The organism is Aureimonas sp. AU40 (assembly GCF_001463785.1).
GTDB lineage: Bacteria > Pseudomonadota > Alphaproteobacteria > Rhizobiales > Rhizobiaceae > Aureimonas.
Genome location: NZ_BBWL01000042.1, coordinates 59984 through 72171 on the forward strand (window position 1 = coordinate 59984; position 12188 = coordinate 72171).

Sequence of the window (12188 nt, forward strand, 5' to 3'; positions counted from 1 at the left end):
CCGAATAGAGACGTTAAGATCGGGTAAGGGATTAAAATGACGAGTCGTCTTTCGGTCACAGTGGACGCTTTTTCGCTGGCCAAGCAATTCACGATCGCTCGCGGTGCCAAGACCGAGGCGGTGGTCGTGGCCTGCACCCTTGCCGACGGAACCATGACGGGTCGCGGCGAGTGCGTCCCCTATGCCCGCTATGGCGAAAGCGTGGACAGCGTCGTGGGCGCGATCGAAAGCGTGCGCGGGGCGATCGACGCGGGGCTCGACCGCGCGTCCCTCCAGGCGCTGCTGCCGCCGGGCGCGGCGCGCAATGCGCTCGATTGCGCCTTTTGGGACCTGGAAGCCAAGCGAAAGGGCGCGCGCGCGGCCGATCTCGCCGGCATCGGCGCCCTGCAACCGGTGGAAACCGCCTACACGATCTCGCTCGGCTCGCCCGAGGAAATGGCCGCCGCCACGCGCGCCGTTGCGCATCGCGCGGTGCTCAAGGTGAAGGTCGGGCGCGGAGACGAGGACCCGGCGCGGATGCAAGCGGTGCGCGCGGCGGCTCCGCAAGCGCGGCTCATCATCGACGCCAACGAAGGTTGGACGCCGAACAATCTGAAAGCCAACCTCCTGGCGGCCGCCGGCATCGGCGCCTTCGTTGTGGAACAGCCGCTGCCGGCGAATGAGGACGCCATCCTGGCGCACACTCCGCATCCCGTTCCGATCTGCGCCGACGAATCCGTTCATGGCAGTGCCGACCTGCACGAGCTGGTGGGGCGCTACGACTACGTGAACCTCAAGCTCGACAAGACCGGCGGGCTGACGGAAGGACTGGTGTTCCTCGCGGAGGCGCGCCGGCTCGGGTTCGGGGTGATGGTGGGCTGCATGGTCGGCACCTCGCTCGGCATGGCGCCGGCCCTGCTGCTGGCTAAGGGCGCCGAGCTGGTCGATCTCGACGGACCGCTTCTGCTGCGCGAGGACCGGCCGAACGGGCTGCGCTACGAAGGCTCGCTCGTCTGGCCTCCGGAGCCTGCGCTCTGGGGCTGAGGCGCGACGAGGAGAAGGCCGAGCGCCATCAGGGCCAGGGCCGTCATCGCGTAGAAGGCGCCGGCCTCGAGGCTCTTGTAGAGAAGACCGCCGCCAAAGGTCGCGCCGGCCATCAGCACCGTCTGCAACGCGAAGCTCAGCCCCTGCGCCGCCCCGAAGCGGTTTTCCGCGACGGACGAGCCGATCAGCGTTTGCAGCGAGACATGCGTCGCGGCGAAGGTCAGCGCGTGCGTGGTCTGCAGAATGGCGAAACCGATGAGCCCGAGATCGGTGGATAGAAGCGACCATCTCGCCGCCGCCGTGACGGCTGCCGCGATCAGGAAGGCGCGCACGCCGAAGCGACGCAAAGGCTTGGCCGCCAGCCGGAACAGGGCCACCTCTGCCGTGACGCCGATCGCCCAGAACACGCCGATCTCGATCGGACTGTAGCCGAGCCGCGCCCATTGCAACGAGGCGAAACCGTTCAGCATTGCGTGGCTCGCCTGGATCAGCGCGATCGCCAGCAGCAGCGGCAGCAGGCGGCGGAGATCGGGAGCCGGCGCAAGGCGGCGGAACCGATCGGCCAGGGACCGCGCGGGAAGCCAAGGCTCCTGCGTCGGCGAAAGCGGCAGCGGCGATGCCTGACGCGGCTGCCCCATTCGCGGCGCGAAAAGCGTGACGAGAGCGGCGGTGAGGAAGGTGAGCGTCAGGACGATCGGAAAGCCGCCATGGCCGATGCGGCCGAGCAGGGCTCCGCCAGCGACATTGGCCGCGATAAAGGCGATCGACCCCCAAAGGCGCGATCGCCCGTAGTCCGACCCGAGCCGGCGCACGCCGGAAAGCGCGATCGCATCGCTCAAGGGAATCGCGGGACACCAGACGGCCGCCAGGATCAGTGTCGCGATCAGGACTTGCGCCATCCCGTCCACGACGAAGAACAGGCAGGAAGCGGCGAGGCTCGCGAAGCCGGCGGCGATCAGGAGATGGGCGCGGTCGCTAGATCGATCGGCCCGGCGCAGCACGGGCGGGCAGACAAGAACGCGAAGCCCGATCTGGATCGCCAGGATCAGGCCGATCTCGTCTCCATCCAGCCCCTGATAGCCGAGCCAGACGGGAAAGAACGGATAGAAGACACCGAGCGAGACGAAATTGCCGGCGAAGACGAAGGACATGCGCCGGTCGAAGGCCCGTCTCGATTCGGGAGAGGCCGGCGGGAGCGAGGGCATGGCGGGCGCTTTCGGGGCTTGGACGTCCCCTCCCTACCAAACCGCTCCCGCGCGGGCAAACGGCCCTGGCAGGCTATTCCGCCGCCTCGGGCAGCCGCTCGCGCCCTTTGAGGAAGCGCAGGCCGACGCGCGGGTCGGTCGCGGGATCGACCTTCTCGACCGCCGTCCAATGGACGAGTTCAAGCGTCCCGTCGTGACGCTCGACGATGGCCGAGCAGCTTTCCACCCAGTCGCCCGTGTTGACATAGAGCATGTCGCCCATGTTTCCGATCTTGGGGTGGTGGATGTGGCCGCAGATCACGCCTTCGCAATCCTGCCGCTTGGCCTCGCCGGACAGGGCCTCCTCGAAGGCGCCGATGAAGTTGACGGCGCGCTTCACGCGGCCCTTGGCCCATGAGGAGAAGGACCAGTATCCGAAGCCGAGGCGACGGCGCGTCCAGTTCAAGACGACATTGATGGCGATCGCCATGTCATAGGCCCAGTCACCGAGATGGGCGATAAGCTTGGCATGGCGCACCACGACGTCGAACTCGTCGCCATGCATCACCAGGAGGCGCTTGCCGTTGGCGGTGACGTGGACGTCGTTCAGACGAACCTCGATGCCGCCGAAATGCGAACCTACGAAATCGCGCAGGAAGTCGTCGTGATTGCCGGGCACATAGATGATCTCGGTGCCCTTGCGCGCCTTGCGCAGGAGCTTTTGCACGACGTCGTTGTGCGACTGGGGCCAGTGCCAGGAGCGCTTCAGACGCCACCCGTCTACGATGTCGCCGACGAGATAGATCTTTTCCGCGTCGTGGCAGCGCAGGAAATCGATCAGAAGATCGGCCTGCGCGGCGCGCGAGCCGAGATGGATGTCGGACAGGAACAAGGTCCGCACATGCCGCGTGTTCGTCCACTGTTCCATGGGTGCCGTCCGTCGCTTCGACCGTATACGGCTTAATCTGCCTTAACCCTGTTGCAGCCGTATGACGCCGCGCGGCGTGCGCCTTGGCGATTGCTCTCCGCGCCGCATCTGTCCTACAGGCATTCCAAAGGACGAACTCTCGGGTCGAGCCCACCCGCCGGCCCGCCTCTCGCTCCGTTTCGGCGGCCCCCGGGTCGATCCGAAGCCCGCGAGCGTCCTGGTTTTGATCGCGTCGCCCGCCAGGTCCTCGCCCCGGCCGGAAGCGCCCTTGAGGATTGGAGAGAGCATGAGCGCCGAAGAAACCAAGCGGCAGGCCGCCGCCGCGGACCTCAACGAACAGGCGCTCTTCTATCACCGCCACCCCAAGCCCGGTAAGCTCGCGATCCAGGCGACCAAGCCCCTCGGCAACCAGCGCGATCTGGCGCTCGCCTATTCCCCTGGCGTCGCCGCGCCTTGCCTTGCCATCGCCGAAGACCCCAATCTCGCCGCCGACTACACCAGCCGCGCCAATCTCGTCGCCGTCGTCAGCAACGGAACGGCGGTTCTGGGACTTGGCAATATCGGCCCCCTCGCCTCCAAGCCGGTGATGGAAGGCAAGGCCGTCCTGTTCAAGAAGTTCGCCGATATCGACGTCTTCGACATCGAGATCGACGCGCAGGAGATCGACCGGATCGTCGATGTCGTGGCGGCGCTGGAGCCGACCTTTGGCGGCATCAACCTGGAAGACATCAAGGCGCCGGAGTGTTTCGAGGTCGAGGAACGGCTGCGGGCCCGCATGGGCATCCCGGTCTTCCATGACGACCAACACGGCACGGCCATCATCGTCTCGGCAGCGGTGCGCAACGCGCTGCTGCTCGGCGACAAGCGCATCGAGGACGTGAAAATCGTCACCTCGGGTGCGGGCGCGGCCGCCATCGCCTGCCTCAACCTCCTCGTCTCGCTCGGCGCGAAGGTCGAGAACATCTTCTGCACCGACAAGGACGGCGTGGTCTACAAGGGCCGCGAAGGGCGTATGGACCGCTGGATGGCGGTCTATGCGCAGGAAACCGAGGCCCGCTCGCTGGCCGACGTGATCGAGGGCGCCGACATCTTCCTCGGCCTTTCCGCCGCCGGCGTGTTGAAGCCCGAACTCCTCAAGAAGATGGCCGATCGCCCGCTGATCATGGCGCTCGCCAATCCGACGCCGGAGATCATGCCGGACCTTGCGCGCGAGGTGCGCCCGGACGCCATCATCTGCACCGGCCGCTCGGACTTCCCGAACCAGGTAAACAACGTCCTCTGCTTCCCCTTCATCTTCCGCGGCGCGCTGGATTGCGGCGCGACCACGATCAACGAAGAGATGAAGATCGCGACGGTGGACGCGATCGCCGCCCTGGCGCGCGAGGAAGTGTCCGAGGTCGCGGCCAAGGCCTATGGCTCGGAAACACCGGTCTTCGGGCCAGACTATCTCATTCCCTCGCCCTTCGACCCCCGACTGATTCTCAAGATCGCGCCGGCGGTGGCCAAGGCGGCCGAGGACTCCGGCGTCGCGTCGCGTCCGATCGCGGATTGGGACGCCTATATCGACAAGCTGAACCGCTTTGTCTTCCGCTCCGGCCTCGTGATGAAGCCGATCTTTCAGATCGCGCGCAAATCCGGCAAGCGCGTCATCTTCGCCGATGGCGAGGACGAGCGCGTCCTGCGCGCCGCGCAGGTGCTTCTGGAAGAGAAGATCTGCCAGCCTATCCTTGTCGGCCGACCCAGCGTCATCCAGTCCCGCCTGGAGCGCTTCGCGCTGCGCATCCGGCAGGATCAGGATTTTGAGGTGGTGAACCCCGAGGACGATCCGCGCTATCGCGACTATGTCGATCACTACTTCTCGAAGGTCGGCCGTCGCGGCGTCAACCCGGACACCGCCCGCGCCCTGGTTCGCACCAACACGACCGTCATCGCGGCCGTTTCGGTGTCGCGCGGCGACGCCGACATTCTGATCTGCGGCTTGGGCGGCAGATTCTCGCGCCACATTCGCGACATCAAGCAGGTGATCGGCATCGCGCCGGGCGTGAAGCGCATGTCGGGCCTCAGCCTCCTTATCTCGCAATATGGCACGGTCTTCTTCGGCGACACCTATGTGCAGGAGAGCCCGAACGCCGAGGAACTGGCCGAGATCGCCTGCCTTGCCGCGAACGAGGTGCGCCGCTTCGGCATCACGCCGCGCGCCGCCCTGCTCTCGCACTCCAATTTCGGCACGAGCGATTTCCCCGACGCCTTGAAGCTGCGCGAAGCTCTGGCTCTGGTTCGCCAGCGCGCGCCGGAGCTCGAGATCGACGGCGAGATGCATGGCGATGCGGCGCTGTCGCAGGCGTTGCGGCAGCGCGTCATGCCCGAATCGACGCTGACGGGAGAGGCGAACCTCCTGCTCTTCCCGACCCTCGATGCGGCCAATATCTCGATGAATGTCGTGAAGGTGATGACCGACGCGCTGCATGTCGGGCCGATCCTGCTCGGCGCGGCGAGTCCGGCGCATATCCTGACGCCGTCGGTCACCTCGCGCGGCGTCGTCAACATGGCGGCCATCGCAGTGGCGCAGGCCGTGCAGCAGGCGGACACCGGTCGCTGACGCGACCGGCCATTTAAAGATGCGATGCGTCGCCCCTCAGGGGCGGCGCGCCAAGGCCCGCTCGCGGCCGATCAGAGGCAGAAGCTCGGCGAGTTCCGGCCCATGGTCGAGCCCGGTCAGTGCGAGGCGAAGCGGCATGAAGAGGCTCTTGCCCTTGCGCCCGGTCGACGCCTTCACCGCGTCGGTCCAGCTTTTCCAAGTCGCCCGGTCATAAGGCTCGGCCGGAAGAAGATCGAAGGCCGCGCGCAGGAAATCGGCGTCCTCCGGCGCGAAGGCCGGCTTGGCATCAAGACCGCGATAGATCACCGCTGCCCAGGCGGCCGCATCCGCCACCTTGGTTAGGTTGCCGCGAACCGCGTTCCAGAACGCAGCCCGATCGGCTTCCGGCACATCCCACTCGGCAAGCCGATCCGCTACCGCCTCGTGCGGCATGGCGTGAACCAGTTCGGCATTCAGCCGGTCGAGTTCGGCCGGGTCGAACTTGGAGCTCGACGCCGAAACGCCGCCGAAATCCAGCCGTTTGCCAAGGCTGGCGAGATCGGGCATCGCCTCGATGGAGCCTGCGAGACCCGTCAGCACGGCCAGCGAGGCGACGGACATGGGCTCGTAGCCATCCGTCCGCAGCGTGCGCAGCGACAGGGCACCGGTGCGCTTCGACAGGCCCTCGCCGTCGATCGTCGTCAAGAGATTGAAGTGCCCAAAGGCCGGCACGGCGAAGTCGAGCGCTTCGAACAAAGCGATCTGAACGCCCGTGTTGGTCACATGGTCGTCGCCGCGCAGGACGTGGCTGATCTTCAGCTCCCCATCGTCCACCACCGAAGGCAGCGTGTAGAGATAGGTCCCGTCCTCGCGCACCAGCACGGGGTCGGACAGCGAGGCGAGATCGACGGTCTGGCGACCGCGAACCACATCTTCCCAATGCACCTCGGTTCGCTCGGGCGTGTGCGGGTCGCTCTGGAAGTTCGGCAAGAGAAAGCGCCAGTGCGGACGGCGGCCCTCCGCCTCAAATGCGGCTCGCTCCTCTGCGGTGAGGCTCAGCGCCTCGCGTCCATAGATCGGCGGAAGGCCGCGCGCCATGCGGCGCTTGCGCCGCCGCTCCAACTCGTCCGGCGTCTCGAAGCAGGGATAGAGCACGCCCTTCTCGCGAAGCTGCTCGGCCGCCGCTTCGTAGAGCGCGATCCGGTCGGACTGACGAAGGATGAGATCGGGTCGGATGCCGATCCAGCCGATGTCCTCCAGAATGGCGTCGGCATATTCGCGCTTGGACCGCTCGACGTCGGTGTCGTCGTAGCGCAGGACGAAGCGGCCGCCCTCGCGCTGTGCGAACAGCCAGTTGAACAGGGCGGGGCGCAGATTGCCGATATGGAGATAGCCCGTCGGAGACGGGGCGAAACGGACGGAAACGCTCATGCTCCGCGCGATAGCGCATGGTCCGCCGTCCCGCAATGCGCGACGGCCCTCAGGCGAGCCCGGGTCCCGGCATCGCCGGGCTCCAAAGCGGCTGGGCGAGATGCCAGGCGAAGAGACCGAGCCCGATCACGAGGAAGGCGAAGCCGACATAGAGCTGCCGCGCGGCATGGCGGCGCTCCGGCTCGTGCGCCTCGCCGAACGTGCCCTGGCGCCGCACGCGGGCGAAATCGGCGAGATCGAACCCCGTCCTCATGCCACTCTCGCGCCGAAGCCGATGCAGCGCCAGCTGGAAACGCAGCACGAATAGCGCGCCGGCAAAGACGAAGGCGCTGACGATGTCGGTGAGCGGCGGCAGATCGGTCGGCACGGCTCGATCCTTCCTTCAGGCGTTTGCGAGCTTAGCGGGTCTCCGCGAGCGCCCGCGAAGGCGGCAGATGGGCCCGGTGCTCTGCAGGAGGCAGTTCGCGCGCTCCTTATCCGCCGCGCGGGACCCGACGGCAACAGCCGCGTCGGCAAATCGGGAACAGAACGCGACAGAGCGCACTTAGCGTTTGCAAATTCGGCGGGGCGCCCGACATAGGGCGGAGAGGCCATGAGCGGTCTCTCAGATGATCCCTTCGGGATTGCCGAGTCACCGGAGCTTGCGTGAACGAAATCCTTGCATTGATCGACCGTTTCGGTCTTGGCATCGTCTTCGTGGGCACGTTCTTCGAGGGCGAAGTTTTCGCGATCATCGGCGGTTTCCTGGCCTATCGCGGAACCCACCCGCTTTGGCTAATGAGCAGCCTCGCCTTTATCGGCTCGTTCTGCGGCGATCTCGCCGTGTTCCTGTTCGCCCGATACTTCTCGAACAGCGACTGGGTTTCGCGCTGGAAGCGCAAGCCGAAATTCACCAAGGCGCTGCGCCTCGTGGACCGGTTTCAGGCCTATTTCGTCATCGTGAACCGCTATATCTACGGTCTGAGAATGCCAGGCCTCATTGCGCTCGGCCTGTCGTCGATCAGCGTTCCCCGCTTCCTGATCCTGAACTTCTTGGGCGCCGCCATCTGGGCCGGCATTTTCACCACGATCGGCTATGTCTTCGGCTATTCCATCGCCTCGGTGTTCCAGCATCTGGAGATGATGGAGCACGGCATGATGATCTTCCTCGCCGTTCTCGCCCTGGCGCTTCTTGGGTTCTTCGCCTGGCAGCAGGGCGGCTCCGTTCTGCGCGACCGGATTCTCGGCCGCGACCGTAAGGGACAGGGTTCCGCCAAGCGCGGCGAACCGGCTGAGGCCCATGCCGGGTCCGGTTCGGGCAAGGGCCCAACGGACCGCAAGCCGCACCGCTGAGATTTCGCTCTTCGTTTCAATCCCCCATGAAAAAGGCCGGGCTCTCGCGAACCCGGCCTTTCCTGTCTGCTGAACGTGCCGAAGCGTCAGAAGTTGACGGCGGCCTTCGGCTGGCGCGCCTCGTGTTCCTTCTTGATGCGCTCGGCAACGAGGAAGGACAGCTCCAGCGCCTGATCGGCGTTGAGGCGCGGGTCGCAATGCGTGTGGTAGCGGTCCGACAGGTCTTCGGCCAGAACCGGCCGCGAGCCGCCGCCCGTGCACTCGGTCACGTCCTTGCCCGTCATCTCGACATGGATGCCGCCGGCATGGGTGCCCTCGGCACGGTGGACGGCGAAGAAGGCCTCCACTTCGCTAAGGATGCGGTCGAAGGGCCGCGTCTTGTAGTCGTTCACGGTGATCGTGTTGCCGTGCATCGGGTCGCAGGACCAGACGACCTTGCGCCCTTCCCGCTCCACCGCACGGATCAGACGCGGCAGATGCTCGCCGACCTTGTCGTGCCCGAAGCGGGTGATGAGGGTCAGCCGGCCCGCCTCGTTCTGCGGGTTCAGGATGTCGATCAGGCGAATGAGATCGTCGTTCGACAGCGAGGGTCCGCATTTGAGGCCGAGCGGATTGCGGATGCCACGGCAGTATTCGACATGGGCATTGTCGATCTGACGCGTGCGATCGCCGATCCAGATCATGTGACCCGAGGTCGCGTACCATTCGCCGCTGGTGGAATCGACGCGTGTCAAAGCCTGCTCGTAGCCGAGCAGAAGCGCCTCGTGACTCGTGAAGAAATCCGTCTCGCGCAGCGAGGGGTGGGTTTCCGAATCGATGCCGATGGCGCGCATGAAGGCCATGGTCTCGGAGATGCGATCGGCGATCTGGCCGTATCGCTCCGCCTGCGGCGAGCCCGACACGAAGCCGAGCATCCACTGGTGGACATTGTCGAGATTGGCGTAGCCACCCTGGGCGAAGGCGCGCAGAAGATTCAGCGTCGCCGCCGACTGGCGATAGGCCATTTCCTGCCGCTCGGGATTGGGAATGCGCGCGGCTTCGTCGAACTCGATGCCGTTGACGATGTCGCCGCGATAGGACGGCATCGACACGCCGTTCTTCGTTTCCATACCCGACGAGCGCGGCTTGGCGAACTGGCCGGCGATCCGGCCGACCTTCACCACAGGCGACGAGGCGCCGAAGGTCAGCACCACCGCCATCTGAAGGAAGGCACGGAAGAAGTCGCGAATGTTGTCGGCGCCGTGTTCGGCGAAGCTTTCGGCGCAGTCGCCGCCCTGCAGCAGAAAAGCGCGCCCTTCGGCCACCTCGCCGAGCGCCCGCTTCAGCTTCCGCGCCTCACCTGCAAACACAAGCGGGGGAAAGGAGGCGAGGCGCTTTTCGGTCTCGGCAAGAGCGTTTGCGTCGGGATAGGCCGGTGCCTGCTCGATCGCCTTGCTGCGCCAGCTCGCGGGGTTCCAATCCTTGGCCATGAACCTCTCCTCACCCGAACGTCGTCCGGCCGTCTCCCCTTGGGTTTCGCGTTTCTCGGGACGGCTTCGCGGCAGGCCGAACTAGGGCCATCGACGCTCGGTCGGGGCGGTGTGACACGAACCGAAGGATTTGTCACCAAAGGGTTTATCGCGCGCCCGTCAGGACACCGCCACGAAGCGCGCGCCGCGCGCAGACACGAGCCGATCGAATAAGGCGGCCTCCCCCTCCGCCAGCATGACCGGACGGGGATAGAGCGGGGCGGAGCGATCCGTCAGAATGGCGGTCTCGAACCCTTCCGTCTCCTCCACGAAGCGCTGAAGTCCTTCCTCGCCATACAGAGACAGGAAGCCCTGGAGAACGGCGTCGAGATAGGATTGCAGGATCGCGGCCCCTGCCTCGGCGGCGTCCGGCTCCTCGGGCTTTCCCTCGTAGATGAAAAGCGGCACATCCGGCAGCGCATGGCCGCGAACGGCGATATGGCCGGGCATCACCACCCGGCGGTGATAGGCCGCTTCGCGCTCGTCCACCGCCGGCAGATGATCGGCCAGATCGTAGACGACGACGCCCTGCGTCACCGCCTCGTCCTCCGGGCGCACCGAGAGGAGCGCCATGGACTGCCCTTTGCGAGGCAGCCAGGCGCGGCGCCAGCCGCGCACCTCGGCGCGGCGGATGCCGAGAAACTTGGTGCGCAGCGTCCGCTTGTTCACCAGCGAGCCATATCCGAAATAGGCGATCACCCGCCCTTCGCGGGCGAGCCGTTCGAGATCGGGATCGTCCGGGTGGATCGGAAACTCCGCGTCAGCCATCCACGCGGGCTCCCTCCCGGATTCGGTAGCTCGGCTCGTACATCGTCACCAGTTCCTCGGCCGCAGACGGGTGCAGCGCCATGGTGCGATCAAAATCGTCCTTGCGCAACTTCGCCTTCACGCAGATGCCGAGCATCTGGCCGAGCTCGCCGGCATCAGGCCCCAGCACATGCGCGCCGACCACCACGCCGGACTTGGCGTCAACGACGAGCTTCATCAGCATGAACTCCTCGCGGCCCGTCAGGGTATGACGCATCGGCTTGAAGCGCGCCCGGTAGATGTCGAGATCGCCAAGCTCCTTGGCGGCCTGGGCTTCCGTCAGGCCGACCGTTCCGATCTCGGGCTGCGAGAAGACGGCTGTGGGGATGAGGTCGAAGTCCGGCTCGGTCGGCTTGCCCAGGAACTCCGTGTCCACGAAGCACATGGCTTCGTGGATCGCCACAGGCGTCAGCTGGATGCGACCCGTCACGTCGCCGATCGCCCAGATGTTTTCGGCCGTCGTCTTGGAATAGCTGTCGACCTTGATCGAGCCCTTGTGGTCCAGCTCGACGCCGGCCTTTTCGCATCCGAGATCGATCGTGTTGGGCTGGCGCCCCACCGCGAGCATGACCTCGTCAGCGTCCAGGCATTCGCCGCCCTTGAGATGGGCCTCGAAGCGCCCATCGGCCTTCTGGTCGACGCGAACAAGCGTGTCTTCGCAGCGAATGCGACAGCCCTTGCGCACCATGGCCTGATGCAACTCGTGGCGCAGGTCATCGTCGAAACCCTGTAGGATTTCCTTGCCGCGATAGATCAGCGTCACCTCGGAGCCGAGGCCAAGGAAGATATTAGCGAACTCCACCGCGATGTACCCGCCGCCCAGAATCACGATGGACTCCGGCAGGCGGTTGAGATGGAAGGCCTCGTTCGAGGTGATGCAATGTTCGGCGCCCGGCATGTCCGCGAAGGGATTGGCGCGTCCGCCTGCCGCGATCAGAATGCGCTCCGCCGTCACCACCTTGTCGGTCGCGAGCAGGCGGATCTCGTTCGGTCCTTCCAAGACCGCGCGGCTCTTCAGGATCTCCGCGCCGGCCTTTTCAAGATTGCGACGGTAGATCTGTTCGAGCCGATCGATCTCGCGATCCTTGGCGGCAATGAGGCTCGGCCAGTCGAACTTCGTTTCCCCGACCGACCAGCCGTAGCTTGCCGCGTCCTCGAAGGACTCGGAATATTGCGACGCGTAGACGAGAAGCTTCTTGGGGACGCAGCCCCGGATGACGCAGGTTCCGCCATAACGAAACTCTTCGGCGATCGCGACCTTTCGACCGAGGGCTGCCGTTCGCCGCGCGGCGCGAACGCCCCCCGAACCACCGCCGATGACAAACAGGTCGTAGTCGAAACCGGACGTAGCCAACACGTCTCTCCCGTCAAGCAAAAGGGCGGCCGACAGGCCGCCC

10 protein-coding genes are annotated in these 12188 nt (G+C 65.8%); 3 read left to right on the top strand and 7 right to left on the bottom strand.

Annotated elements, in window-relative coordinates; translation table 11 throughout:
- The first annotated feature begins 36 nt into the window (after positions 1-36).
- A complete protein-coding gene (dgcA, locus tag AUL32_RS16345) occupies positions 37-1023 on the top strand; it encodes an N-acetyl-D-Glu racemase DgcA (RefSeq protein ID WP_062117059.1) in 987 nt (328 codons plus the stop codon).
- Here dgcA and AUL32_RS16350 read toward each other — a convergent pair.
- Both AUL32_RS16350 and AUL32_RS16355 read right to left on the bottom strand, forming a co-directional pair.
- Complete coding sequence (locus AUL32_RS16350; protein ID WP_062117062.1) at positions 975-2228, bottom strand: MFS transporter; 1254 nt, start codon at positions 2226-2228, stop codon at positions 975-977. The genes dgcA and AUL32_RS16350 overlap by 49 nt on opposite strands.
- A gap of 73 nt (positions 2229-2301) precedes the next feature.
- Positions 2302-3135: a UDP-2,3-diacylglucosamine diphosphatase gene (locus AUL32_RS16355; RefSeq protein WP_062117065.1), complete on the bottom strand. Its 834-nt coding sequence runs from the start codon at positions 3133-3135 to the stop codon at positions 2302-2304.
- A 286-nt stretch (positions 3136-3421) separates the two neighbouring features.
- On the opposite strand from AUL32_RS16355, the gene AUL32_RS16360 reads away from it, so the two are divergent.
- The gene (locus AUL32_RS16360; RefSeq protein WP_062117068.1) at positions 3422-5734 is read left to right on the top strand and encodes an NADP-dependent malic enzyme; all 2313 of its coding nucleotides are present in this window, start codon (positions 3422-3424) and stop codon (positions 5732-5734) included.
- Between the two features lie 36 nt (positions 5735-5770).
- Here the strand turns inward: AUL32_RS16360 and gltX are convergent, their stop codons facing one another.
- Together gltX and AUL32_RS16370 are read right to left on the bottom strand one after the other, a co-directional pair.
- The gene (gene gltX, locus AUL32_RS16365; RefSeq protein ID WP_062117071.1) at positions 5771-7144 is read right to left on the bottom strand and encodes a glutamate--tRNA ligase; all 1374 of its coding nucleotides are present in this window, start codon (positions 7142-7144) and stop codon (positions 5771-5773) included.
- 49 nt (positions 7145-7193) lie between these two features.
- Positions 7194-7511: a hypothetical protein gene (locus AUL32_RS16370; RefSeq protein ID WP_062117074.1), complete on the bottom strand. Its 318-nt coding sequence runs from the start codon at positions 7509-7511 to the stop codon at positions 7194-7196.
- Positions 7512-7789: 278 nt separating this feature from the next.
- Between AUL32_RS16370 and AUL32_RS16375 the strand changes: the two genes are divergently transcribed.
- Positions 7790-8476, top strand: coding sequence for a DedA family protein (locus AUL32_RS16375; RefSeq protein ID WP_062117077.1), 687 nt, complete (start codon positions 7790-7792; stop codon positions 8474-8476).
- 86 nt (positions 8477-8562) lie between these two features.
- Here AUL32_RS16375 and AUL32_RS16380 read toward each other — a convergent pair whose 3' ends face one another.
- The 3 genes from AUL32_RS16380 to gor all read right to left on the bottom strand — a co-directional run bounded on the left by AUL32_RS16380 (position 8563) and on the right by gor (position 12145).
- Complete coding sequence (locus AUL32_RS16380; RefSeq protein WP_061975842.1) at positions 8563-9945, bottom strand: class II 3-deoxy-7-phosphoheptulonate synthase; 1383 nt, start codon at positions 9943-9945, stop codon at positions 8563-8565.
- A 159-nt stretch (positions 9946-10104) separates the two neighbouring features.
- The gene (locus tag AUL32_RS16385; RefSeq protein WP_061975840.1) at positions 10105-10752 is read right to left on the bottom strand and encodes a gamma-glutamylcyclotransferase family protein; all 648 of its coding nucleotides are present in this window, start codon (positions 10750-10752) and stop codon (positions 10105-10107) included.
- Positions 10745-12145 (bottom strand): glutathione-disulfide reductase, encoded by a 1401-nt coding sequence (gene gor, locus AUL32_RS16390; RefSeq protein WP_062117080.1) that lies wholly within the window; start codon positions 12143-12145, stop codon positions 10745-10747. The genes AUL32_RS16385 and gor overlap by 8 nt, the downstream gene beginning before the upstream one ends.
- Between the last annotated feature and the right edge of the window lie 43 nt (positions 12146-12188).

Bases quoted from the DNA above. Each gene is read 5' to 3' on its own strand.
- AUL32_RS16350 (WP_062117062.1), bottom strand. From the start codon at position 2,228: ATGCCCTCGCTCCCGCCGGCCTCTCCCGAATCGAGACGGGCCTTCGAC.
- AUL32_RS16380 (WP_061975842.1), bottom strand. From the start codon at position 9,945: ATGGCCAAGGATTGGAACCCCGCGAGCTGGCGCAGCAAGGCGATCGAG.
- dgcA (WP_062117059.1), top strand. From the start codon at position 37: ATGACGAGTCGTCTTTCGGTCACAGTGGACGCTTTTTCGCTGGCCAAG.
- gltX (WP_062117071.1), bottom strand. From the start codon at position 7,144: ATGAGCGTTTCCGTCCGTTTCGCCCCGTCTCCGACGGGCTATCTCCAT.
- AUL32_RS16385 (WP_061975840.1), bottom strand. From the start codon at position 10,752: ATGGCTGACGCGGAGTTTCCGATCCACCCGGACGATCCCGATCTCGAA.
- AUL32_RS16355 (WP_062117065.1), bottom strand. From the start codon at position 3,135: ATGGAACAGTGGACGAACACGCGGCATGTGCGGACCTTGTTCCTGTCC.
- AUL32_RS16360 (WP_062117068.1), top strand. From the start codon at position 3,422: ATGAGCGCCGAAGAAACCAAGCGGCAGGCCGCCGCCGCGGACCTCAAC.